At 75.1% G+C, this 20,957-nt stretch carries 23 protein-coding genes; 14 read left to right on the top strand and 9 right to left on the bottom strand.

The genetic code is table 11. The features are described from left to right. Window positions 1–11: 11 nt before the first annotated feature. Both ACFCLZ_RS09680 and ACFCLZ_RS09675 read left to right on the top strand, forming a co-directional pair. Window positions 12–155, top strand: a complete 144-nt coding sequence (locus tag ACFCLZ_RS09680; RefSeq protein ID WP_380284404.1) for a hypothetical protein — start codon at window positions 12–14, stop codon at window positions 153–155. A 16-nt stretch (window positions 156–171) separates the two neighbouring features. Then, a complete protein-coding gene (locus ACFCLZ_RS09675) occupies window positions 172–537 on the top strand; it encodes a nuclear transport factor 2 family protein (protein ID WP_380284403.1) in 366 nt (121 codons plus the stop codon). A gap of 61 nt (window positions 538–598) precedes the next feature. Here the strand turns inward: ACFCLZ_RS09675 and ACFCLZ_RS09670 are convergent, their stop codons facing one another. After that, a complete protein-coding gene (locus ACFCLZ_RS09670; protein ID WP_380284402.1) occupies window positions 599–1,726 on the bottom strand; it encodes a hypothetical protein in 1,128 nt (375 codons plus the stop codon). 88 nt (window positions 1,727–1,814) lie between these two features. On the opposite strand from ACFCLZ_RS09670, the gene ACFCLZ_RS09665 reads away from it, so the two are divergent. Beyond that, the gene (locus ACFCLZ_RS09665; RefSeq protein ID WP_380284401.1) at window positions 1,815–2,327 is read left to right on the top strand and encodes a GNAT family N-acetyltransferase; all 513 of its coding nucleotides are present in this window, start codon (window positions 1,815–1,817) and stop codon (window positions 2,325–2,327) included. A gap of 39 nt (window positions 2,328–2,366) precedes the next feature. On the opposite strand, the gene ACFCLZ_RS09660 is transcribed toward ACFCLZ_RS09665, so the two are convergent. After that, a complete protein-coding gene (locus tag ACFCLZ_RS09660; protein ID WP_380284400.1) occupies window positions 2,367–3,425 on the bottom strand; it encodes a fatty acid desaturase family protein in 1,059 nt (352 codons plus the stop codon). A 196-nt stretch (window positions 3,426–3,621) separates the two neighbouring features. On the opposite strand from ACFCLZ_RS09660, the gene ACFCLZ_RS09655 reads away from it, so the two are divergent. The 4 genes from ACFCLZ_RS09655 (at window position 3,622) to ACFCLZ_RS09640 (ending at window position 7,630) form a co-directional block, all read left to right on the top strand. Beyond that, a complete protein-coding gene (locus tag ACFCLZ_RS09655; protein WP_380284399.1) occupies window positions 3,622–5,103 on the top strand; it encodes a DUF2079 domain-containing protein in 1,482 nt (493 codons plus the stop codon). 77 nt (window positions 5,104–5,180) lie between these two features. Continuing rightward, entirely contained in the window at window positions 5,181–5,627 is a 447-nt protein-coding gene (locus ACFCLZ_RS09650; RefSeq protein ID WP_380284398.1) for a GntR family transcriptional regulator, read from the top strand. A gap of 18 nt (window positions 5,628–5,645) precedes the next feature. Next, window positions 5,646–6,590 (top strand): ABC transporter ATP-binding protein, encoded by a 945-nt coding sequence (locus ACFCLZ_RS09645; protein ID WP_380284397.1) that lies wholly within the window; start codon window positions 5,646–5,648, stop codon window positions 6,588–6,590. Further along, window positions 6,587–7,630 (top strand): ABC transporter permease subunit, encoded by a 1,044-nt coding sequence (locus tag ACFCLZ_RS09640; RefSeq protein ID WP_380284395.1) that lies wholly within the window; start codon window positions 6,587–6,589, stop codon window positions 7,628–7,630. Before ACFCLZ_RS09645 ends, ACFCLZ_RS09640 begins: the two co-directional genes overlap by 4 nt. Window positions 7,631–7,692: 62 nt before the next feature. On the opposite strand, the gene ACFCLZ_RS09635 is transcribed toward ACFCLZ_RS09640, so the two are convergent. Together ACFCLZ_RS09635 and ACFCLZ_RS09630 are read right to left on the bottom strand one after the other, a co-directional pair. Next, window positions 7,693–8,721, bottom strand: coding sequence for a LacI family DNA-binding transcriptional regulator (locus ACFCLZ_RS09635; protein WP_380284394.1), 1,029 nt, complete (start codon window positions 8,719–8,721; stop codon window positions 7,693–7,695). A gap of 104 nt (window positions 8,722–8,825) precedes the next feature. After that, a complete protein-coding gene (locus tag ACFCLZ_RS09630; protein ID WP_380284392.1) occupies window positions 8,826–9,689 on the bottom strand; it encodes a MurR/RpiR family transcriptional regulator in 864 nt (287 codons plus the stop codon). Between the two features lie 82 nt (window positions 9,690–9,771). Between ACFCLZ_RS09630 and ACFCLZ_RS09625 the strand changes: the two genes are divergently transcribed. After that, the gene (locus tag ACFCLZ_RS09625) at window positions 9,772–10,620 is read left to right on the top strand and encodes an EamA family transporter (protein WP_380284391.1); all 849 of its coding nucleotides are present in this window, start codon (window positions 9,772–9,774) and stop codon (window positions 10,618–10,620) included. Window positions 10,621–10,693: 73 nt separating this feature from the next. Here ACFCLZ_RS09625 and ACFCLZ_RS09620 read toward each other — a convergent pair whose 3' ends face one another. Continuing rightward, complete coding sequence (locus ACFCLZ_RS09620) at window positions 10,694–11,470, bottom strand: GNAT family N-acetyltransferase (protein ID WP_380284390.1); 777 nt, start codon at window positions 11,468–11,470, stop codon at window positions 10,694–10,696. A 143-nt stretch (window positions 11,471–11,613) separates the two neighbouring features. Here ACFCLZ_RS09620 and ACFCLZ_RS09615 point away from each other — a divergent pair, with 143 nt between their 5' ends. After that, complete coding sequence (locus ACFCLZ_RS09615) at window positions 11,614–12,813, top strand: epoxide hydrolase family protein (protein ID WP_380284389.1); 1,200 nt, start codon at window positions 11,614–11,616, stop codon at window positions 12,811–12,813. After that, on the top strand, window positions 12,810–13,262 hold the full coding sequence (locus tag ACFCLZ_RS09610; RefSeq protein ID WP_380284388.1) for a hypothetical protein: 453 nt from the start codon (window positions 12,810–12,812) through the stop codon (window positions 13,260–13,262). Before ACFCLZ_RS09615 ends, ACFCLZ_RS09610 begins: the two co-directional genes overlap by 4 nt. Before the next feature lie 51 nt (window positions 13,263–13,313). On the opposite strand, the gene ACFCLZ_RS09605 is transcribed toward ACFCLZ_RS09610, so the two are convergent. From ACFCLZ_RS09605 to ACFCLZ_RS09595, 3 genes are all read right to left on the bottom strand, one after another. Continuing rightward, entirely contained in the window at window positions 13,314–14,438 is a 1,125-nt protein-coding gene (locus ACFCLZ_RS09605) for a WD40/YVTN/BNR-like repeat-containing protein (RefSeq protein WP_380284387.1), read from the bottom strand. 107 nt (window positions 14,439–14,545) lie between these two features. Continuing rightward, window positions 14,546–16,009 (bottom strand): dihydrolipoyl dehydrogenase family protein, encoded by a 1,464-nt coding sequence (locus tag ACFCLZ_RS09600; RefSeq protein WP_380284386.1) that lies wholly within the window; start codon window positions 16,007–16,009, stop codon window positions 14,546–14,548. A gap of 161 nt (window positions 16,010–16,170) precedes the next feature. Next, window positions 16,171–16,914, bottom strand: a complete 744-nt coding sequence (locus tag ACFCLZ_RS09595; RefSeq protein ID WP_380284385.1) for an alpha/beta fold hydrolase — start codon at window positions 16,912–16,914, stop codon at window positions 16,171–16,173. A 217-nt stretch (window positions 16,915–17,131) separates the two neighbouring features. Here ACFCLZ_RS09595 and ACFCLZ_RS09590 point away from each other — a divergent pair, with 217 nt between their 5' ends. Continuing rightward, complete coding sequence (locus ACFCLZ_RS09590) at window positions 17,132–18,088, top strand: helix-turn-helix transcriptional regulator (RefSeq protein ID WP_380284384.1); 957 nt, start codon at window positions 17,132–17,134, stop codon at window positions 18,086–18,088. A 141-nt stretch (window positions 18,089–18,229) separates the two neighbouring features. Here the strand turns inward: ACFCLZ_RS09590 and trxA are convergent, their stop codons facing one another. Beyond that, window positions 18,230–18,622: a thioredoxin gene (trxA, locus tag ACFCLZ_RS09585; RefSeq protein ID WP_380284383.1), complete on the bottom strand. Its 393-nt coding sequence runs from the start codon at window positions 18,620–18,622 to the stop codon at window positions 18,230–18,232. A gap of 179 nt (window positions 18,623–18,801) precedes the next feature. Between trxA and ACFCLZ_RS09580 the strand changes: the two genes are divergently transcribed. From ACFCLZ_RS09580 to ACFCLZ_RS09570, 3 genes are read left to right on the top strand one after another with little or no spacing between them, the layout of a single operon-like run. Continuing rightward, the gene (locus ACFCLZ_RS09580) at window positions 18,802–19,407 is read left to right on the top strand and encodes a hypothetical protein (RefSeq protein WP_380284382.1); all 606 of its coding nucleotides are present in this window, start codon (window positions 18,802–18,804) and stop codon (window positions 19,405–19,407) included. A gap of 60 nt (window positions 19,408–19,467) precedes the next feature. Beyond that, on the top strand, window positions 19,468–20,028 hold the full coding sequence (locus tag ACFCLZ_RS09575) for a sigma-70 family RNA polymerase sigma factor (protein ID WP_380286128.1): 561 nt from the start codon (window positions 19,468–19,470) through the stop codon (window positions 20,026–20,028). After that, window positions 20,025–20,732 carry an anti-sigma factor family protein gene (locus ACFCLZ_RS09570; RefSeq protein WP_380284381.1) on the top strand — a complete coding sequence of 236 codons (708 nt, stop codon included), beginning with the start codon at window positions 20,025–20,027 and terminating at the stop codon, window positions 20,730–20,732. The genes ACFCLZ_RS09575 and ACFCLZ_RS09570 overlap by 4 nt, the downstream gene beginning before the upstream one ends. Window positions 20,733–20,957 lie beyond the last annotated feature (225 nt).

The following is a 20,957-nucleotide window of genomic DNA, read 5'->3' as shown; positions in this document are numbered from 1 at the left end:
CGGCTACCGGCGTGATCGGTGGACTGCTGACGCTCGCCATCCGGCCCCGACGCGACGGCGACGCCCCCGTGCTGATCGCCTGCGGCCCCGACCACCTGCCGTTCGTCCTCGCCCCGCTCCGTTCCGCCGGTTCCCTCCCCGAGTCCGCTCGGTAGCGGCGAGGATGGGGGCATGACCATCGATCATGCTTTCGCGCAGCGGTTCGCCGAGGAGTGGGTGGCGGTGTGGAACGCCCGCGACCTGGAGGGCGTCCTCGCGCACTACACGGACGACGTCGTCTTCGTCTCGCCCCGGGTCGTCCGCTTCCTCGGGGAACCGTCGGGGGAGGTGCGCGGCAAGGACGCGCTGCGCGCGTACTGGACGAAGGCCCTGGCGCTGCTGCCCGATCTGCACTTCACGCTGGACTCGGTGCGGGTCTCGGTCGACACGATCGTGATCGACTACCGCAACGAGCGCGGCGTGGCCGTCGCGGAGGCGCTGACCTTCCGCGACGGCCTGGTCTGCCGCGGCTTCGGCGCGTACGGCCCGGAGCGCTGACGCCGGGTCCTCGCGCGGGACGGGGAGAGGCGCATACGGGCAGCGCCCCTCCCCGGGCGTCCTACAGCCCCTGGCCCGCGCCGGTGTTCTTCGCCGGCCGCAGCTCGGCCGCCAGCGGTTCCGCCTTGGCCCGCTTCACCGCCAGCGCGCGGGCCAGGTCGAACGCCGCCACCGGGTCGTCCTGCTCGGTCCACGGCCGCGCGCCGCACCACGGCCCGATCGCCCGGAACTGCTCCAGCGCGACGCCGTACGCCTCCACCTCGCCGGCGAAGTGCGCCAGCAGGTGCCGCAGCTGCGGCAGCCGCTCGTCGTCCGGCCGGACCTGCCGCAGCTGGGCGGCGAGGTTCTCGATGCGCCACTTGGTCTTGTCCGAGGCCAGCGTGCCGGCGATGCTGCGGCGCCCCTCCAGCTCCGCGAGGGCGTGCAGGTAGATCCCGCCCAGCGGGCTGCCGGGCGGGGCCGCGTCCATGGCGCGCTCGGCGAAGGCCAGCATCTGCTTGTTCGAGCCGAACCACTTCTCGCACCAGTACTGCATGGCCTGCCAGTGGCCGTCGTAGTGGTACCAGGCGCGCTTCATCAGCTCGTCCCAGGCCTCCTGGAACTGCTCCGGGGTGAACTGCGCCCCGCGCGCCGCCGTCACGATCACCACCCACGGGCCCGGGTTCGCCGGGTCCAGCAGGGCCGCCCGGCGGGCCGCCTCGACCGCGGCCGGCAGCAGCTCGCGGAACGCCTCGATCGCGTCGTCGCCGACCTCGTTCCGGTAGCCGGAGCCGCGCACCTCCCAGGCGCGGTGCACCATCAGCTTCGCCTCCAGGGTGGCGGCGTCGCAGTTGCCGGGCTCGGCCGAGCGCCAGGCGCCCAGCCAGCCGTCGCCGTCGGCCGCGATCGCCGCCAGCAGCCCCAGCCGCTCCCACCGCTCGTCCCAGTGGTCGCCGGCCTCGGCGACGTACGCGGCCGCCGGACGCCAGTCCCCGGCCCAGGCCGCGTCGGCGACCGCCTGCGAACGCTTCCGCCGCTCCAGCGGGGTCGGCGGCCCGGCCCGGGTCGGGTCCAGACGCTCGCGCGGCGGCATGCCGTACGCCGCCGGGTCGAAGCCGGCCCGGGCCCACGCCAGGTGGCGCTTGCGGCGGACGACCCGGTAGACGAGGTAGCCCACCAGGAAGAGGAGGAAGATCAGCAGACGTGTCACGACGGCGAATCATCCCCGGTGGGAGGTGGTGCGTGCAAAACCGAAAACGACTCGCCGAACGCGGCGCTCCATGGAAGCATCCGCTGTCATGGGGACGATTCTGCACGGCGCGCACGTCACGCTCCGCCCAGCCGCTTCCGAGGACATCCCGGCCCTGGTGGCGATCCGCCGCACCCCCGAGGTCTACGCCCGCTGGCGCGGTGGTGACGACCTCACCGACGCCGTCACCACCGATCTCGCCGAGTCCGACACCGAGACCTTCGTCATCGAGGCGGAGGGCCGGGTCGTCGGCGCCGTCCAGTGGTACGCCAACGACGACGACGAGTACCGCCACGCCGGCCTGGACATCTACCTCGACCCGGTCCGCCACGGCCGCGGCTACGGCACCGACGCCGTCCGCACCCTGGCCCGCCACCTGATCGAGCACCACCGCTTCCACCGGCTGGTGATCGACCCGGCGGCCGACAACGCCCCGGCGATCCGCTGTTACGAGAAGGTCGGCTTCCGTCCCGTGGGAGTGATGCGCCAGTACGAGCGCGGCTCCGACGGCAGTTGGCACGACAATCTCCTGATGGACCTGCTCGCCGCCGAGCTGGTCTGACGCGAAAGGACGCCGGCGCGTCCGCCGTCGGGGCGTGTCTCAGTGGTCCGCGCGCAGCGGCTCGCCGGTGTGGTGGAGGTGGGCGAAGATCTCGCGATAGGAGCGGAGCAGCCCGGTCTGGTAGTACGGGATGCCCTTCTCCGCGCAGAACAGCCGGGTGATCCGGGCGGCGCGGGGGAGCGCCGGGGTCGGCATGCTGGGGAAGAGGTGGTGCTCCACCTGGTAGTTGAGGCCGCCCATCAGCGTGTCGAGGACGGGGTTGCCGCGGACGTTGCGCGAGGTCAGCACCTGGCGGCGGAGGAAGTCCAGCCGCATCTCGGGCGTCACCATCAGCATGCCCTTGTGGTTCGGTGCGAAGACGCAGCCCAGGTAGACGCCGAACAGCGCCTGGTGGACGGCGAGGAAGGCGATCGCCTTGCCGGCCGGCAGTGCGGTGAACACGGCCCCGAAGTAGGCCACGAAGTGCAGGACGAGCAGGGCACCCTCCAGCCGGGGGCGCTTCAGGTAGGGGCTGCGGAGCGCGCGGAAGCTGTTGAAGCTGAGGTTGAGGCCCTCCAGGAAGAGCAGCGGGACGAACAGGTACGCCAGTCGCCGGCCGATGAACCGGGCCGCCCCGCGCGACTGCCGGGCCTGGTCCTGCGACCAGACCACGATGTCGGGGGAGACGTCCGGGTCCCGGCCCTCGTGGTTGGGGTTGGCGTGGTGGCGGGTGTGCTTGTTCATCCACCAGCCGTAGCTCATGCCCATCAGCAGGTTGGCGACGATCCGTCCGCCGACCTCGCTGTTGCGCCGCCCGCCGAACACCTGGCGGTGTGCCAGATCGTGGGCCAGGAGGCCGAGCTGGCCGAAGACGACGGACATCGCGACGGCCAGCGCGAGCTGCCACCAGGAGTCGCCCAGGGCGAACAGGGCGTACCAGCCGCCCGCGAACGCGGCCAGCGTGACGCCGAAGCGGGCCGCGTAGTAGCCGTAGCGGCGGTCGAGCAGCCCCTCCTCGGCTATTCGGCGGGTGAGCTGGGCGAAGTCGCTGCCGTCCGGGTCGCGGCGCGCCGGTGCGGCCGGAATCGGAGGCGGAAGGGTGGTGGGCTCTGGGCTCATGACGAGCAGTCTGACGGTCCGGACGCCGCCACGGTACCCGAGTAGCCCCCTTTCCGAGGGGGGAGTTAACCCCCCTGTCCGATATGGGGTACCCCCTGCCCGAAGGGGCCGGGCTTGACGGCTGCTCGGAGGCTCCACCACCCTTTCACTAATTCAATAGTGGAAGGGTGGTTTGTGCATGTGGATGCTCCGCAGGGTGCTCCGCTCGCTCCGGCGGCCCCGGGTCCTGTCCTGGGGGCTGGCCGGGCTGTTCGCCGTGCTCTACTCCTGCGTCGCCGTCAACCGGCACCGGCGCATCCTGACCCAGGCCTATGACCTGGGCATCTTCGAGCAGGCGGTGCGCGCGTACGCGCACGAGCGGGCGCCGGTCGTCCTGCTCAAGGGCCCCGGCTACCACCTGCTCGGGGACCACTTCCACCCGCTGCTGGCCACCCTCGCCCCGTTCTACCGGGCGTTCCCGAGCGCCGTGACGCTGCTCCTCGCCCAGGCGGTGCTGATGGCGCTGGCCGTGGTGCCGCTGAGCCGGTGGGCCTACGAGGTCGGCGGTTGGCGACTGGCGGGCACCGCGGGCTGCCTGATCGGGCTGTCCTGGGGGATCGTCGAGGCAGTGTCCGACGACTTCCACGAGATCGCCTTCGCCGTCCCGCTGCTGGCGTTCTCGGCCACCGCGCTGGGGCGGGGGCGGCCGGTCGCGGCGGTGCTCTGGGCGCTGCCGCTGGTGCTGGTGAAGGAGGACCTCGGGCTGACGGTGGCCGCCGTCGGGGTGCTGGTCCTCGTGCGGGCCCCGCGCGGGAGCGGGATCCGGGCGCTGGGCTTCGGGACGGCGGTGTTCGGGGTCGCGGCGACGGTGCTGACCATGCTGGTGGTCCTGCCGTCGTTCAACCCCGGCGGGGAGTTCGACTACTGGGGGCAGTTGGGCGCCGGGAAGGCCGCCGGCGCGCCCTGGGAGGCGGCGGTCCGGGTGCTCTGGCCGCCGTTGAAGTGGCTGCTGCTCGGACTGTCGGCCGCGACCGCCGGGTTCCTGGGGCTGCGGTCGCCGCTGGTGCTGCTCTGCGTGCCGACCCTGGGCTGGCGGCTGCTCGCCGACAATCCGCACTACTGGGGGGTGGGCTACCACTACAGCGCGGTGCTGATGCCGCTGCTGCTGGCGGCCCTGGTGGACGCCCTGGCCCGGACCGGCGCGTTCGCCTGCGGGGCCCGGGCCGCCGGAGCGGACGGTGCGGCAGGTCCGGCCGGATCTGCCGCACCGGACCGCGCCGCCGTCCGCCGGGCCCGGCGCGCCCTGGTGGTCGCGGTCCTGGTCGCCGTCGGGACGCTCCCGCTCTACCCGCTGCGCGAGGTCGCCGCCCCCGGGGCCTGGGGCACCTCGCCCCGCCTCGCCGCGACCAGGGGGATGCTCGCCCGGATACCCGACGGCGCCACCGTCGCCGCGTCCAACCGCCTCGCCGCGCAACTGGCCGGGCGGACCACGGTCGGCCTGGTCTGCCGCGAGCCGGCGCCGCCCCTGGCCGACGCGCTGCAGGACGGCCCGCAGTGGGTGGTCGTCGACCTGGCCGATCCGAGCGTGCACGCGCCCTGTGCGATCGAGGACACCCTCCGGATGCTCGGCCGCTACGAGCGGCTCGGCTACCGGCGGGTCGTGGACGACGGCGACCTGCGCCTCCTGCGGCGCCCCTGACCCCCTGGTCCGACTTGACCGTGCTGGCGGGGTCCGCCACGATTCCACTAATGAACTAGTGAAAAGGTGAGCAGGGTGTGATCGAGTACCGCATCGAGCGGCGCAGCGGCGTCTCCACCTACCAGCAGATCGTGCAGCAGACCAAGCAGGCGCTGCGGCTCGGTGTGCTCCAGCCGGGGGACAAGCTGCCGACCGCGCGAGAGGTGGTCGAGCAGACCGCGATCAACCCGAACACCGTGCTGAAGGCCTATCGCGAACTGGAACGCGAGGGGCTGGTCGAGCCCCGCCCGGGGCTCGGCACCTTCGTCCGCCGGTCGCTCGCCCGGCCGGAGGCCGCCGCCGACGGGCCGCTGCGGGCCGGGCTGGTGGGGTGGGTCGACGAGGCCCGCGCGGCCGGACTCGACCGGGAGGACATCGCCGCGCTGACGGCCTCCGTGCTGGAGCAGCGCTTCGGGACCGGCGTCGGCACCCCGGCGGCGCCGCACACGTCAACCGGGCCGGCGGATCCGGCCGCACCGAACTAGGGAGGGCGGGGGGAGCAGATGACGGACGCGACATCCGTACCGGCGCGGGGGGCGGCGGCCGAGGACCGGCCGGCCGTCGAGGCCGTGGGCCTGGGCAAGCGGTACCGGGGCGGCCGGTGGGCCCTGCGCGACTGCCACTTCACCGTCCCGGCCGGCCGGATCTGCGGCGTGGTCGGGGCCAACGGGGCGGGCAAGAGCACCCTGCTCACCCTGGCCGCCCGGCTGATCGACCCGACCGAGGGCGAACTGCGGGTGTTCGGCGAGGCGTCGAGCACCCCGCGATCGCGCGCCAGGGTCGCCTACGTCACCCAGGAGAAGCCGCTCTACCCCTCCTTCACGGTGGCGGAGACGCTGCGCATCGGGCGCGAGCTCAACCCCGGATGGGACGAGGAGGCGGCCCGGCGCGTCGTCGACCTGGGGGAGTTGCATCCCCGCTCGCGCATCGGCGCGCTCTCCGGCGGCCAGCGCACCCGGATCGCGCTCGCCCTCGCCCTCGGCAAGCGCGCCGAACTGCTGCTGCTCGACGAGCCGATGGCCGACCTCGACCCGCTGGCCCGCCACGAGCTGATGGGCCTGCTGATGGCGGAGGCCGCCGAACGCGGCACCACGATCCTGGTCTCCTCGCACATCCTGCCCGAACTCGACGGCGTCATCGACCACTTGCTGCTGGTCCAGGCGGGGAGGATCCGGCTGGCCGGGGACCTGGAGGAGATCCTCGACGGTCACCAGCTGCTCACCGGCGTCGCGGGCGGGGCGGAACTGCCCGCCGGCATCGCGGTGGAGCGGCGGGTCCGGGGCCGCCAGGTCACCGCGCTGCTGCACACCGGCGAACCGGTCGACGGGCCCTGGGAGTCGGTCCGGCCGAGCCTGGAGGAGCTGCTGCTGGCCTACCTCCGCACCCCGCTCCCCCCGGCGCAGCTCGCCACCCCCGCCCCCGCCACCGATCGCGAGGCCGCCGCATGAGCACCAGCACCCTGACCGGCCCGGCCGCCCCGGTGCCCGCGGACCGCACGGTCGACCGGCCGGCCGCGGCCCGTCCGTCCCGCGGCTCGCGCGGAGTGCTCTGGCTGGTCTGGCGGCAGAGCCGGGCCGCGGTGCGGACCATGGTGCTCCTGGTGGTCCCCGTCGCGGTCCTCCTGGTCGTCCTGCACGTCCTCCTCCAGGACCGGACCGAGCTCTTCGACCGGAGCGGCTGCGTCGACGCGAAGGAGTGGGACCTCGGGTGCCAGGTGCAGTTCGGCCGGATCGAGATGCTGCGCCGGGCCTTCACCGACCTCCTGCAGCCGGCCGTCACCGCCCTTCCGGTGCTGCTCGGCATGTTCCTCGGCGGACCGCTGCTCGCCCAGGAGTACGAGCGCGGCACCCTGCGGCTGGTCCTGGCGCAGTCCGTCTCCCCGGCCCGTTGGCTGGCGATCCGGCTCGCGGTGCCCGGCCTGGCGGTCGTGCTCCTCAGCGCCCCGCTGTCCGCGCTGATGTCCTGGGTGTGGTGGTCGGACATCGTGCACGGCCCGGCGGCGACCTTCGACCCGCCGTTCCAGGGCTTCACCTATCCCGTGCTCGGCGTCATGCCCGTCGCCTGGTCGCTGTTCGGCCTGGCGCTGGGGGTGCTGGTCGGCCAGGTGCTGCGGCGCACCGTCCCCGCGGTGCTGGTGAGCGGTGCGGCGGTGGCCCTCGCCCACACGGTGGTGATGGCGCTGCGGCCGTACTTCTGGCCGATGGTCGAGGCGGAGCAGTCGTTCAACGACCGGCTGGGCGGCTTCCACCAGCCCACCAACGCCTGGCTGGTGGAGCACGGGGTGGTGTTGGCGGACGGCACGAGGCTGACGCACGACGCCTGCACGGACGCGCCAGGGGTCTGTGCGGCGGCGCCGACCTCCTGGGGGCAGTACCACCCGGTGTCGCACCTCGTTCCGGTCCAGTTCGTCGAGGCCGGGCTGCTGCTGGTGCTGACCGCCGGCGTGGTGGCCCTCGTCTTCCGCCGGCTCACCCGCTCCGGGGTCTGACCGGCCCGGGACCCGGCGCGAACCCGGCGAGCGCGGTCACGGTGTGTCCGCCGTGCGGCGGTTCAGGCCCCGGTGCAGCCGCAGGAGCGGCGGACGACCATCCGGGCCGGGAACGTCCGGGCCCCGGCGGCCGGCGCCGTTCCCCCGTCCGCGCCCGCGCTCAGCACCAGGTCGACGGCGGCGCGCGCCATGTCCGCCTGGGCGGTGGCGACGCTGGTCAGCGGCGGTCCGGCGATCACCGCCTCGGCGATGTCGTCGAACCCGGCCACCGCGAGGTCCTCCGGCACCCGGATGCCCAGGTCGTCGGCGGCCCGCAGCAGGCCGATCGCCTGGTCGTCGGTGGCGCAGAAGACGGCGGACGGGCGGTCGGCGCGCGCCAGCAGCGCGAGCGCCTCCCGGTGCGCCCGCACGCGGTCGAACGGTGCCCGGGTCAGCCGGCCCTCGGTGGACAGGCCCGCCTCGGTGAGCGCGGCGGCCCAGCCGGCGGTGCGGACGGTCACCGGGTCGCTCGGGCTGAGCGCGAAGGTGCCGCCGAAGCAGTGCACCTCGGCGTGTCCGTGGCCGAGCAGGTGGCGGACGACCTCGCGCGCGCCGCCCTCGTCGTCCGCGACCACCGCGATCCCGCGCTCGGTCTCGGCGCGGTGGTGCAGCAGCACGACCGGCGTCCCCTCGGTGGCGTCCACGCCGGTGACGCCGGGGGCGGACGGGTCCTGGGTCACCAGGATCAGGCCGTCCACCTGCATGCCGAGGAAGGCGCGGATGTAGTGGGCCTCGCGCTCGTTCGCGTAGTCGGAGTTGCCGATCAGCAGCAGCCGCCCGCGTTCGGCGGCCGCGCGCTCCACGGTGTGCGCGAGTTCGGCGAAGAAGGGCTGGCGGGCGTCCGGCACGACCATGCCGATGAGGTCGGTGCGCCGCCGGGCCATCGCCTGCGCGACCCGGTTCGGCCGGTACCCCAGTTCCTCGACGGCGGCGAGCACCCGGGCCCGCGTCGCGGCGGCCACCGGCCGCGGCCCGTCGTTGATCACATAACTCACGACCGCGGTCGACGTCCCCGCCGCCCTCGCCACGTCGTCCCGCGTCACCCTTGCCATGCCCGCGAGCCTACACACCGCCACCGACCGCGCCCGCGGCCGTTTCACCGGCTGGACGGGCGCCTTTCGCCGGTCCTTCGCCCGCCCTTCGCCCGTCCCGTCCGTCAGTACGCGTGGTCGGCCGTCACGTCCGCGGACAGCCGCAGGGCCTGTTCGGCGGGTTCGCCGCGCAGGGCCAGCAGGGTCAGGGTGAGGGCGTCCAGCACCGCCAGGTGGGCGAGCCGGCCGGCGGTGGTCTCCAGGCCGAAGACCAGGTCCTGGCCGCCGGCGACCAGGGTGTGGGTGGCGGTGTCGCCGAGCGGCGAGCGGGCGTAGCTGGTGAGGGCCACCACGGTGGCGCCGTTGTCGCGGGCGAGGCGGGCGGCGTCGACCACGGTGCGGGTGGCGCCGGTGTGGCTGACGGCCAGACAGGCGGCGGTGGGCGGCAGCTGCGCTGCGGCCAGCTGCGCGGTGATCGGGTCGGCGGGGGAGTCGGTGCGCAGGCCCAGCGCGCGCAGCCGGTACGCGGCGTCCACCACCACCGCGCCGGACAGGCCCGCGCCGAGGACCAGCACGTGGTCGGCGGCGTTCAGCGCCTCGGCCGCCGCCCGCAGCCGGTCGGGGGTGAGCGTCGTGGCGATCCCGTCGAGCGCCTCGCGGGCGGCGCGGACGGTGTCGGCGAGCGCGCGGGCGGCCGGGTCCCGGGTGTCGGCGGGATCGGGCCCCGGGGCCGGGGCCTGCCGGACGGCGGCGATCTTCAGCTCCTGGTAGCCCCGGAAACCGAGCCGCTGGCAGGCGCGGACCACCGAGGAGGACGCCGTCCCGGCCAGCTCGGCGACATCGCTCACGCTGAGGCCGACCAGGTCGGCGCCCCGGGTGAGGAGCACCTGGGCGACCCGCGCCTCGCTGCCGCGCAGTTCGCCGAGCCGGGCGCGGATGTGCGCGGCCAGCTGGGACTCCAGCGGAGAAAAATCGGAATGCTCTTCCATGGAGGCAGTGTACCGTGGAACGCGATTCCGGGGGTCGGCGATCCGCCGGCTGCCCGGCCGCCCGTCGGAGGGGAGTCCCGTCATGTCCGCCGCCGTCCCCGTGGCCGTGCTGAGCGCGGCCGTGCTGCACGCGGTCTGGAACGGGCTGGCGCACCGGATCCAGGACAAGCTGGTCGGCTTCACGCTGATCAACCTCGCGTACACCGCCTGCGCGCTGGTCCTGGTGGCGCTCAACCCGCTCCCGGCGGCCGCGGCCTGGCCGTACCTGATCACCTCGGTGGTGCTGCAGGTGGCCTCCCAGCTGCTCCTGCTGCGCGCCTACCAGCTGGGGGACTTCGGGCAGATGTACCCGATCGCCCGCGGTTCGGCGCCGCTGCTGGTGGCGGTGCTGTCGGTCACCGTCCTGGGCGACCGGCTCGGCGGCGGGGAACTGCTCGGCGTGGCCGTCATCTCCTGCGGCCTGGCCGGGCTGGCCTTCGCCCACGGGATACCGGGCCGGGCCCAGTTGCCCGCGCTCGCGGCGGCGGCCGGCACCGGGGTGATGATCGCCGCGTACACCGTGTCGGACGGCGGTGGCGTGCGGCACGCGGGCACGGTCGGCGGCTACGTCGCCTGGCTGTTCCTGCTCCAGGGGCCGACGCTGGCGCTGATCGCCTGGGCGCGCCGGGGGCGGGGCCTGCTGGTCGGGGCCGGTCCGGCGGTCCCGTTCGGGCTGCTCGGCGGTGTGCTGTCGCTGACCGCCTACGGGCTGGTGGTCTGGGCGCAGTCCCGGGGGAACCTCGCGACGATCGCCGCGCTGCGCGAGACGAGCATCGTGATCGCCGCGCTGATCGCCACCCTGGTGTTCCGCGAGCGGCTCGGTCGGCTGCGGATCGCGGCCGGCGCGGCCGTGCTGGCCGGGATAGCCGTCCTGGAGCTGGCCCACCCCTGAGGGCCGGCTCCAGGACGGCCGCGCCCGGGCCGCGCTCGGGCCGTGCCCGGTGGCGCCCGGTGACGTTCGGGACTCAGGGGACGACGACCGTCAGCGATGTGCCGGTCACCGTGAAACCCATCTCCTCGTACAGCCGTCGGGCCGCGTTGCCCTCGGTCACCGCCAGCCCGATCCCGGTCCTGCCCGCGAGGGCGACGTCACCGACGGTGCGGCGCAGCAGGTCACGGCCGAGGCCGCGGTAGCCGAGCGCCGGGTCGCGGAACACGCTCGCGATCCAGGGCAGCCCGTCCCAGTCGGTCAGGACGGCTCCGGCCACCACCCGGTCGGCGTCGTCCACCACCAGGGCGCTGGACGGCAGCAGCGGCCCGACGACGTCACCGGCGAGCAGTTCGCTGAGCCGCTGCACCGCGGGTTGGCCGTCCGCGCGCTCCTCCGGTCGGTGGTCGGGGTGGCCGGGGCCGAAGGCGGCCAGCGTGGCCGGGACGAGCGCGGCGGCCCCGCGGTCGCACGGAACGGCGCGGAGCCCGTCGCGCAACGGGGTCCGCGCCCAGGCCTCCCAGCCCCCGGCGGGCGGCGCGTCGGTGAGCTCGCGCTCCATGGTGTGGCCGTGGCGCAGCACCACCGCACCCTGCCGCACCAGCTCCTGGCCGAGTTCGACCGGCCCGGAGACCACCCAGCCCGCCAGTTCCGCCCGCACGTACGCGACCTGGGCGGCCAGGTCGGCGCGGGGGTCGACCACCTCCAGCCGGTCGGCCCAGGGGCGTCCCTCGCGTTCCCCGCGTTCGTAGCGCACGAGGGCGACGCCGCCCGCCCCGTAGCCGTACTGCCAGTCAGGTTCGTTCTCCGTCACGCCGTTTGTCCGTTCCTCGTCCGTCGGCGCGCCCCTCGGTGCGCCCGGTTCCCGCCATGCTGGGTGAACAGTCCGCCCGGATCAACCGGTCGGCCCCGCCGAGTAGGACGCCCGCTGACCTACTCCCCGCCTACCGTCGCCGCATGATCACCGACGAGGACGCCGTCCGACCGTTCCGGCTCGCAGTTCCGCAGGGCGAACTGGACGAGCTGCGCCTGCGGATCGCCCGCACCCGCTGGCCGGACGAACCGCCGGGCGCCGGCTGGTCGTACGGGGTCGCCGCGCCGTACCTGCGCGAGCTGGCCGAGTACTGGGCGGACGGCTACGACTGGCGGGCGCACGAGGCGGCGCTGAACGCCTTCCCCCAGTTCACCACCACGATCGACGGGCAGAACGTGCACTTCCTGCACGTCCGTTCGCCCGAGCCGGACGCCGTCCCGCTGATCCTCACCCACGGCTGGCCGAGCACCGTCCACGACTTCACCGGCATCCTCGGCCCGCTGACCGACCCCCGGGCGCACGGCGGCGACCCGGCCGACGCCTTCCACGTCGTCGCGCCCTCACTGCCCGGCTTCGCCTATTCCGGGCCGACCACCGGACCGGGCTGGGGCACCCGCCGGATCGCCGCGGCCTGGGCCGGGCTGATGCGCCGGCTCGGCTACCGGCGGTACGGCGCGCAGGGCGGCGACTTCGGCGCCATCGTGTCGCCCGAACTCGGCCGGGTGGCGCCCGAGGAGGTGATCGGCGTCCACCTCAACGCGCCGCCGAACGCCTCGGCCCCGCTCGGCGCGGAGGAGTCGGCGCTGCTCTCCGCCGACGAGCGGGCCCGGGCCGAGGCCAACGCCCGGTGGTGGCAGGCGCACTCCGGCTACGCGACACAGATGGCCACCCGCCCGCAGACCGTGGCCTACGCGCTCAACGACTCGCCGGTCGGCCAGCTCGCCTGGAACCTCGAGTGGTTCGTCGACCACGATCCGGTGGCGACCCGCCAGAGCCTGCCCTCGTGGGACGCCGTGCTGACCGACGTCACCGCCTTCTGGCTCACCGGCACCGCCGGCTCGGCCGCCCGCCTCTACCGGGAGATCGCGGCCGACGGCTGGGGCCGCCCGGCGCCCTCGGGCATCCCGACCGGGGTGGCGCTGTTCCTCGGCGACCGGGCGATCCGCACCCTGGCGGAGCGGTCCAACACCGTGACCCGCTGGACCGCGTACGACACCGGCGGCCACTTCGCCTCGCTCCAGGCGCCGGAGCAGCTGGTCGCGGACGTCCGGGCGTTCTTCCGCACCCTGCGCCGCGCCGGCCGGGCGGACCTGTCGGTGCCGGGGCCTACCGTTCGGGCATGAGCGTCCCCGAGGTCGTCCCGATCGCCTACGAGCCCGACTACCGCACCGACACCATCGGCCGCTTCCGGGGCGGCCAGTTCCTGGCCTCCGTCACCTTCGCCGTCCCGCAGGGCGCGGCGGACCCGCGAGTGCCGTCCTGCTTCGCGGTCCTGCACCGCTTCGACGACGCCGGGCGCCACCTCGACTCCCGGATCGAGGCGGTGCCCGGTGCCTTCGGCGGTGAGGTCGCCAAGACCGCCGGCCGGCTGTTGGAGCGGTGGCTGGACGCCTTGCCGGAGCGGGAGTTCGGGGACGTCGCGATCGCGCCCTTCGCCGTGCACGTCGACGGCGTGCTCTTCGGCCTGGTCCTCGAACGGCACCACGAGGGCGCGGCGGAGGACGACTGGGCCGAGCTCTACCCCGACCGCCTCGGCTTCCACGCCCCGTGGGACGGCACGTACGACACCTGAGCCCGCCGCCCCGCTCACGGCCGCGTGCCGGTCCGCGGGTCAGTCCGCGGGTCAGTCCGCGATCACGGCCGCCCGCACGCAGAGGACGTCCGGCAGGTGGGAGACCAACAGCGCCCAGTGCTCGCCCTCGTCGTGGCTCGCGTAGACGTCACCGGTCCGGTTGCCGAAGTAGATGCCGGCCGGCTCGGCGTCGTCGGTGCGCAGCGCGTCGCGCAGCACGATGCCGTAGTGGTCCTCGCCCGGCAGGCCCTCGGCGAGCGTCTGCCAGCTGTCCCCGGCGTCGTTGGTGCGAAAGACCCGGCAGCGGCGGCCGGGCGGGATCCGGTCGTCGGCGCCGCCGAGCGGGAACACGTACGCGGTGTCGGCCCGGCGCGGGTGGGCGGCGATCGCGAAGCCGAAGTCGGCGGGCAGCCCGGCGGCGATCGAGCGCCAGCTCGCGCCGCCGTCGTCGCTGCGGTAGACGCCGCCGTGGTTCTGCAGGTAGAGCCGGTCCGGGTTGACGGCGTCCCGGGCGATCTTGTGCACGCACTGGCCGAACTCGGGGTACTGGCTCTCCTCCGGCAGGAACTCGGCCCGCAGCCCGGAGTTGGACGGCTCCCAGCTGCCGCCGCCGTCCTTGCTGCGGTAGACGCCGCCGCTGGAGACGGCGATCAGCAGCCGCTCCGGGTCGCGCGGGTCGGTGAGGACGGTGTGCAGGCCCTGGCCGCCGTAGCCGGCGCCCCACTCGCTGCGCTGCGGGTGGTTCCAGAGCGGTTCCACCAGGCTGAAGCTCTCGCCGCCGTCCTCGGAGCGGAACAGCGCGGCGGGTTCGGTGCCCGCGTAGACCACGCCGGGCGCCTCCGGGCCGGCCGGCTGGAGCTGCCAGACCCGGGTGAGCGAGGCGCCGGTGTGCTCGGGGAAGCGGATCGCGGGGGTGGGCGGCTCGAACCAGCTGGCACCGAGGTCGTCCGAGCGCCAGACCGATGGGCCCCAGTGGCTGCTGTCGGCGCCCACCAGCAGGCGGACACCGCCGTCCTGCCGGGGCCCGCCGCTCCCGTGGTCCCGGCGGTCGATCGCGACGGAGTAGATCGCGTTCATCCGGAAGTGCGGCCCGCTGAACTGCCAGTCCAACCGGTCGCGGCTGCGTCCGAGGAAGAGGCCCTTCTCGGTTCCGACGGCCAACAGCACTTCGCTCATTGCCACACACCACCTGCTCGGCGAAAACGGCCCCGCCCGGACACCCCTCCTCGGGCCAGTGTCCCGCTGTCGCCCGCCCGGCACATCTCGCCGCGCCCGGTCGCCGGTCAGCCCCGGCAGCCCTCCAGCAGCCGCAGCCAGACCTCGCTGATCGTCGGGTAGGCGGGCACCGCGTGCCAGAGCCGGTCGATCGGCACCTCGCCGACCACCGCGACGGTCGCCGAGTGCACCAGTTCGGAGACGCCCGGCCCGACGAACGTCACGCCGACCAGCACCTCCCGGTCCAGGTCGAAGACCGCCCGGGCCCGGCCGGTGTAGTCGTCACCGTAGAGCGAGGCGCCGGCCACCGCGCCGAGGTCCTGGTCGATGGCCTTGACCCGCAGACCGGCCCGCTCGGCGGCGTCCAGGGTCAGACCGACGGCCGCGACCTCCGGGTGCGTGAAGACCACCTGCGGCGCGCCCGCACTGTCGGCCGACGCGGCGTGCGCGCCCCAGCGCGTGGTGTCCAGCGGGCGCCCCTGGGCGCGCGCGACGATGGCCGCGCCGGTGATCCGCGCCTGGTACTTGCCCTGGTGGGTGAGCAGCGCCCGGTGGTTGACGTCCCCCGCCGCGTACAGCCAGCCGCCGTCGACCCCGAGCACGGTGCAGCTGTCGTCCACGTCGAGCCAGCCGCCGGGGTGCAGGCCGACCTGCTCCAGGCCGACGTCCGCGGTGCGCGGGGCGCGCCCGGTGGCGTACAGCACCTCGTCCACGGTCAGCCGCTCGCCGTCGCCCAGCACCAGCGTGACCTCAAAGGACCCGCCCTGCGCCGGCTGCCGCTCCAGCGAGGCGACCTCCGTCCCGAACCGGACGTCCACCCCGGCCGCCCGCAGGCCGTCCGCGACCAGCTCGCCGGCGAACGGCTCCATCCGGGGCAGCAGCCCGCCGCCGCGGACCAGCAGCACCACCTCCGAGCCGAGCGCCCGCCAGGCGGTGGCCATCTCGACGCCGACCACGCCGCCGCCGACCACCGCCAGCCGGCCGGGGACGGCGGGTGAGCCGGTCGCCTCCCGGTTGGTCCACGGGCGCGCGTCGGCCAGCCCGGGGACGCCCTGCGGCAGCACCGGCCGGCTGCCGGTACAGATCGCCACGGCGTGCCGGGCGACCAGCAGCCGCTCGCCGCCGTCCTCCGCCTCGACGGTCACCTGCCGCTCGCCGGCCAGCCGGCCGTGGCCGCGGACCAGGTCGATGCCGGTGTCGCGGAGCCACCGCACCTGGCCGTCGTCCTGCCAGTGCGAGGCGAACGAGTCGCGCCGGGCGAGCACCGCGGCCGGGTCCAGGGTGCCGCCGCCGACCGCCTCCCGGGAGCCGGCCACCGCGCGGGCGTCGGCCAGCGCGGCCACCGGGCGCAGCAGCGCCTTGCTCGGCATGCAGGCCCAGTACGAGCACTCGCCGCCCACCAGTTCGCTCTCCACGATCACGGTGCGCAGCCCGGCGGCGGCCGTCCGGTCGGCGACGTTCTCGCCGGTCGGACCGGCGCCGACCACGATGACGTCGTACTCCTCGGGGGCGGTGGACTGGGGAGAGGTCATCCGTGTTCCTCCGTGCTCTCGCAGGTGTGCCGTGGTGCCGTGCCCATCCTGCGCCGCCCCGCCCGCCCGGCGCAGCCGAACACGCGGGCGAGGCCGCCGGTCCGCGCGGCCGTAGCGGCGCCCCGCCCCGGTGCCCGGGACCGCCCGGCCGCGCGGGCCCGCTACGCGAGCTGCGCCAACTCGACCAGCACCGCCGCGGTTTCGGCCGGCCGGGAGAACATCGGCCAGTGCCCCGTCGGCACCTCGCGCAGCTCCCACTCCGGCCCGGCGAGCGCTGCGAAGTACGGGTGCCCGGCGGCGATCATCTCGTGGACCTGCGCCAGCGGGATCGAGCACGAGACCAGGGCCTTCGGCAGCTTCTCCGCTCCGCCGGCCAACTGCACCGGCTCGGTGAGCGTCCGGCCCGGCTGGTCGGTCGCCCGCGTGCGGAACCGCTCCAGCCCGGCCTCGTCGATCCCCGCCACATCGGCGCCGCCCGAGGCCAGTACCTCCCAGGAGGGCAGCGGCAGCCGCCAGCCGTCGACCAGTGACGCCTCCAGCGCGGCGCGGTAGGCGGGGTCCCAGAGGTCGGCGATCGCGACGCCGTCGGACATCGGGCCGGAGTCGACCCAGACCACCCGGCGGATCCGCTCCGGCACCCGGTCGGCCGCGCCGCTCACGGCGATGGTGCCGCCGCTGTGCGCGACCAGGACCACGTCCCGGAGGTCCTCGCGGACCAGCAGGTCGGTCAGATCGTCGACATGGGCCTGCGCGCCGGTTTCGGGCGAGGCCTCGCCGGCCCGTTCGGCGAGCCCGGGCAGGGTCACCGCGTGCACGGTGTGGCCCGCGGCGCGCAGCGGTTCGGCCACCGCGTCCCAGGCCCAGCCGCCGAGCCAGAAACCGGGAACGAGTACGAAGGTGCTCATGGGGGGACGGTCCTCTCCTGGAGTTTCGTGTCCTGAGGTGCCGGCCGCGCGGCCGTCGACGGGACACCGGAGAAGTCACCCGGCCGCCCGACCTCGACTCCGACCCTAGAATCACATGCGGACAGAACTCGACCGGATTAATCGGCTGGTCGGCCAATCGGCCGATCGGCCTCCGGCCGACCCGCGCATCGCCGTCGGCCCGAGGAGCACAGGACCCGTGGAACACCCGGTCAGCCGCGCCCTCGCCCTGCTCGAACTGCTCCAGGCACACCCCGGCCTCACCGGCGCCGAACTCGCCGCGCGGCTGGAGGTCGACGTTCGCACCGTGCGCCGGTACACCGCCCGGCTCGCCGAACTCGGCATCCCCGTCCGGGCCGAGCGGGGCCGGTACGGCGGCTACCGGCTGATGCCGGGCTTCCGGCTGCCGCCGCTGATGCTCACCGGGGACGAGGCGGCCTCCGTCGTCCTCGGACTGCTGGCCGGCCGGCGGTCCGGGCTGTCGGTGGGGGAGCAGGCCGGCGAGTCGGCGCTCGCCAAGATCCAGCGGGTGCTTCCGCCCCAGCTGCGCGAGCAGGTCGCGGCCGTCGAACAGACCCTCGGACTGACCGCCGCGCCCGCCGCCGGCCCCAGCCCGGCCGGCACCGCGCTCTTCGCGCTCGCCGAGGCGGTCCGCCGCCGGCGCCGCGTCCGGCTCGACTACCGGGACCGCGCGGGCGCGCCCAGTCAGCGCGACTTCGACCCGTACGGGCTGGTCTTCCACTCGGGCCGCTGGTACACGACGGGGCTGGACCACCGCAGCGGCGAGCAGCGGACCTTCCGGCTGGACCGGATCCGCTCGGTCGGGCCGGGCGGGACCGGGTTCGAACCGCCCGCCGACGTCGACCCGGTGCAGCGGGTGCTGGAGTCGCTCGCCTCGGTGCCGTGGACGCACGAGGTCGAGGTGGTGCTCACGACCACCCTCGCCGAGGTCCGCCACCGCATTCCGCCCGCCGCGGGCACGCTCACCGCGACCGACGACGGGCGCGTCCTGTTCCGCGCGCGGGCCGAGCGGCTCGACGGCATGGCCACGATGCTGGCCGGCCTCGGCCATCCCTTCACCGTGCGCCGCCCCGCGGCCCTGCGGGACGAAGTGCGCGCGCTCGCCGCCCGGCTCGCCGCCTGGAGCGAGGACTGAGCGGACCGGGCGAGGGGTGGACGCGCTGCCCCGGACGCACTGCCTCGGAGGCGCTGCCCCGGACGCACGGCGGCGAGCCCCGGGGGCGGGTGCGCCACCCAGGGGCTCGCCGTGCCGAACGGCCGCGTCAACGGCCGGGCGTCAGCCCTTCTTCGGGCCGCCGTCCTGCTCGGCCGCCACCTTCCGCTTCACCTCGTCCATGTCCAGCTTGCGGGCCTGGCCGATCAGGTCCTCGAACACCGGCTCGGGCAGCGCGCCCGCCTGCGAGAAGACGAGGACACCCTCGCGGATGATCGCCAGCGTGGGGATGGACTGGATCCCGAAGGCCGCCGCCAGCTCCTGCTGCGCCTCGGTGTCCACCTTGGCGAAGACCAGATCGGGGTGACGCTCGGCGGCCTTCTCGAAGACCGGCGCGAACTGGCGGCACGGGCCGCACCAGCTCGCCCAGAAGTCGATGAAGACGAAATCCTGGCCGTCCTCGCCGGGGACGATCTCGTCGAAGTTCTCCTTGGTCAGCTCGACCGTGCTGCTCATGTCGCGGTTCCTGCCCTTCCGGTGTGGCGGTCAAGGCCATGTGCCCCCGACAACGGCTGCTGTTCGCGCGCTATTCCGCGGACCTGGCCGCGCCGTCCGTTGAGCGGACGGCGGCCCCCGTCCGTACCGGAGGGTGTCCGGCACCGACGTGCACCCGTACCGACCGGGGAGCGGTCACCATGCGCACCACCCGCCGTACCGACGGCTCGACCGATGATCACACCAGCGGACCGGGCCGGCGTACCAGCCGCCGTCCGGGACGGCTCGCCGTGCTCGCCGCGTCCGGGCTGGCCGCGGCCGCCCTGGTGGCGGGCTGCGGCTCGTCCGGCTCCAGCAGCTCGGCGCCCACCAAACCGCCCGCCGCGTCCAGCGCCCCGGCCTCGCCGGGCATGACCGCGACCACCCTGCGGACCACCACCGACGCGCACCTCGGCACCATCGTCACCGACAGCGCCGGTTTCACCCTCTACCGCTTCGACCACGACAGCGCCACCCCGCCCACCGCCACCTGCGACGGCAGTTGCGCGACCCTGTGGCCGCCCGTCCCGGCCACCGGCACGACGGTCTCCGTCAGCGGCATCGACGCCAAGCTCGTCGGCACCGTCACCCGCGCCGACGGCAGCAAGCAGCTCACCCTCGCCGGCTGGCCGCTCTACCGCTACGCGCCCGACCAGAAGCCCGGCGACACCATGGGCCAGGGCGTTCAGGGCATCTGGTTCGCGGCGACCCCCACCGGTGACCGGGCCACCGCCGGCTCCGGCGGCTCCGGTGGATCGGGCTACTGACGCCCGGCCGTCCGCCCGGCGGCGACCCTCGACCCGGAGGCAGCCGTGCGCGAGGATGTGATGGTGACCGAGGAGCCTCCCGGTGACGGCCGCCCGGCCGTCCGGGGCGTGCCGGCGCCGGACGAGGAGCTGATGCGCGCGCTCTACCACGAGCACGCCGGGCCGCTGCTCGGCTTCGTCCTCCACCTCGTCGCCGGCGACCGCCAGCGCGCCGAGGACGTCGTGCAGGAGACGCTGCTGCGCGCCTGGCGCAACCTCCACCGGCTGGACCCGGCGGCCGGCTCGCTGCGGCCGTGGCTCGCCACCGTCGCCCGCCGGATCGTCATCGACGAGCACCGCGCCGAACTCGCCCGCCCGCGCGAAGTGGGCGCCGGGCCGCTGGAGTTGCTGCCCGCCGAGGACGAACTCGACCGCGCGCTGCGGATGATGACGGTCGCGGACGCGCTCGGCGACCTCTCGGCCGCGCACCGCGAGGTCATCGTCGAGACGTACTTCAAGGGCCGCACCGCCAACGAGGCGGCCGCCGAACTCGGCGTCCCCGCGGGCACCGTGCGCTCGCGGGTGTACTACGCGCTGCGCGCGCTCAGGCTCGCGCTGGAGGAACGGGGAGTGACATCGTGACACCGTCCGAACCCGATTCCGCGCGGGCCTTGCACCTCGACGTCGGCGCCTACGTCCTCGGCGTCCTGGACCCGGTCGAACGCGCCGCCTTCGACGCCCACCTGGCCGCCGGCTGCCCGCAGTGCGCCGAACAGCTGGCCGAGCTCCGCCCCGTCGAAACGCTGCTCGGCGAGTACGCGGCCGCCGCCGACCCGGGCGACCCCGCCCCCCGGCCGGACCCGGCGCTGCTCGACCGGCTGGTCGGGCAGGTCCGGGCGAGCCGGTCGCGCGGGCGCGTCCGGCGGCTGGTCCTGGTCGCCGCGGCGGCCGCGCTGACGATCGCGGGCCCCGCGGTGACCGCCGCCGTGATCACCGCTGATTCCGCGCCCGGCGTGGTCGCCACCGCGGCCGCCCACCAGTTCGCCGCGACGGACACGGCGACCGGCGCCCACGCCGTGGTCGGCGTGGACCCCGCGGCCTGGGGCAGCCGGGTCACCCTCGAACTCTCCGGCGTCCGGGGCCCGCTGACCTGCGACCTGGTCGCGGTCTCCACCACCGGCGGCCACCAGACCGTGACCACCTGGAACGTCCCCGCCACCGGCTACGCCCCCACCACCCCGCTCCACACCACCGGCGGCACCGCCTTCCCGCCCACCACCATCGACCACTTCGAGATCCGCACCCTGGACACCGGCACCCTCCTCCTCACCGTCCCCACCACCTGACCCTCGACACCACGGGGGAAGTCCCTGTGCACCGGCTCCGGCCTGCCCCCACGCGGTCCGGCCCTCGCCCGCGCCCTGGACCATGGTGGGCGCGGGCCGCCGCCCCCACGCCTGCCCCGGTCGGACACCGCGCCGTTCGGCCCGTCCGTCGGAGCGGGCGTAGGAAGTCGGCGGGTTCGACTTTCGGCTCCACTTCCCGGCGCGGTGCCCACGCGCAGTGGCCTT

It is taken from the genome of Kitasatospora purpeofusca (assembly GCF_042691725.1).
Lineage (GTDB): Bacteria > Actinomycetota > Actinomycetes > Streptomycetales > Streptomycetaceae > Kitasatospora > Kitasatospora purpeofusca_B.
The sequence above is the reverse complement of the archived record's forward strand: the minus strand, read 5'-3'. Positions and strand labels throughout refer to the sequence as shown.

Coding starts and splice junctions, on each gene's coding strand:
- ACFCLZ_RS09675 (WP_380284403.1), top strand. CDS start 172: ATGACCATCGATCATGCTTTCGCGCAGCGGTTCGCCGAGGAGTGGGTG.
- ACFCLZ_RS09665 (WP_380284401.1), top strand. CDS start 1,815: ATGGGGACGATTCTGCACGGCGCGCACGTCACGCTCCGCCCAGCCGCT.
- ACFCLZ_RS09660 (WP_380284400.1), bottom strand. CDS start 3,425: ATGAGCCCAGAGCCCACCACCCTTCCGCCTCCGATTCCGGCCGCACCG.
- ACFCLZ_RS09645 (WP_380284397.1), top strand. CDS start 5,646: ATGACGGACGCGACATCCGTACCGGCGCGGGGGGCGGCGGCCGAGGAC.
- ACFCLZ_RS09640 (WP_380284395.1), top strand. CDS start 6,587: ATGAGCACCAGCACCCTGACCGGCCCGGCCGCCCCGGTGCCCGCGGAC.
- ACFCLZ_RS09635 (WP_380284394.1), bottom strand. CDS start 8,721: ATGGCAAGGGTGACGCGGGACGACGTGGCGAGGGCGGCGGGGACGTCG.
- ACFCLZ_RS09630 (WP_380284392.1), bottom strand. CDS start 9,689: ATGGAAGAGCATTCCGATTTTTCTCCGCTGGAGTCCCAGCTGGCCGCG.
- ACFCLZ_RS09625 (WP_380284391.1), top strand. CDS start 9,772: ATGTCCGCCGCCGTCCCCGTGGCCGTGCTGAGCGCGGCCGTGCTGCAC.
- ACFCLZ_RS09615 (WP_380284389.1), top strand. CDS start 11,614: ATGATCACCGACGAGGACGCCGTCCGACCGTTCCGGCTCGCAGTTCCG.
- ACFCLZ_RS09610 (WP_380284388.1), top strand. CDS start 12,810: ATGAGCGTCCCCGAGGTCGTCCCGATCGCCTACGAGCCCGACTACCGC.
- ACFCLZ_RS09605 (WP_380284387.1), bottom strand. CDS start 14,438: ATGAGCGAAGTGCTGTTGGCCGTCGGAACCGAGAAGGGCCTCTTCCTC.
- ACFCLZ_RS09600 (WP_380284386.1), bottom strand. CDS start 16,009: ATGACCTCTCCCCAGTCCACCGCCCCCGAGGAGTACGACGTCATCGTG.
- ACFCLZ_RS09595 (WP_380284385.1), bottom strand. CDS start 16,914: ATGAGCACCTTCGTACTCGTTCCCGGTTTCTGGCTCGGCGGCTGGGCC.
- trxA (WP_380284383.1), bottom strand. CDS start 18,622: ATGAGCAGCACGGTCGAGCTGACCAAGGAGAACTTCGACGAGATCGTC.
- ACFCLZ_RS09580 (WP_380284382.1), top strand. CDS start 18,802: ATGCGCACCACCCGCCGTACCGACGGCTCGACCGATGATCACACCAGC.
- ACFCLZ_RS09575 (WP_380286128.1), top strand. CDS start 19,468: ATGGTGACCGAGGAGCCTCCCGGTGACGGCCGCCCGGCCGTCCGGGGC.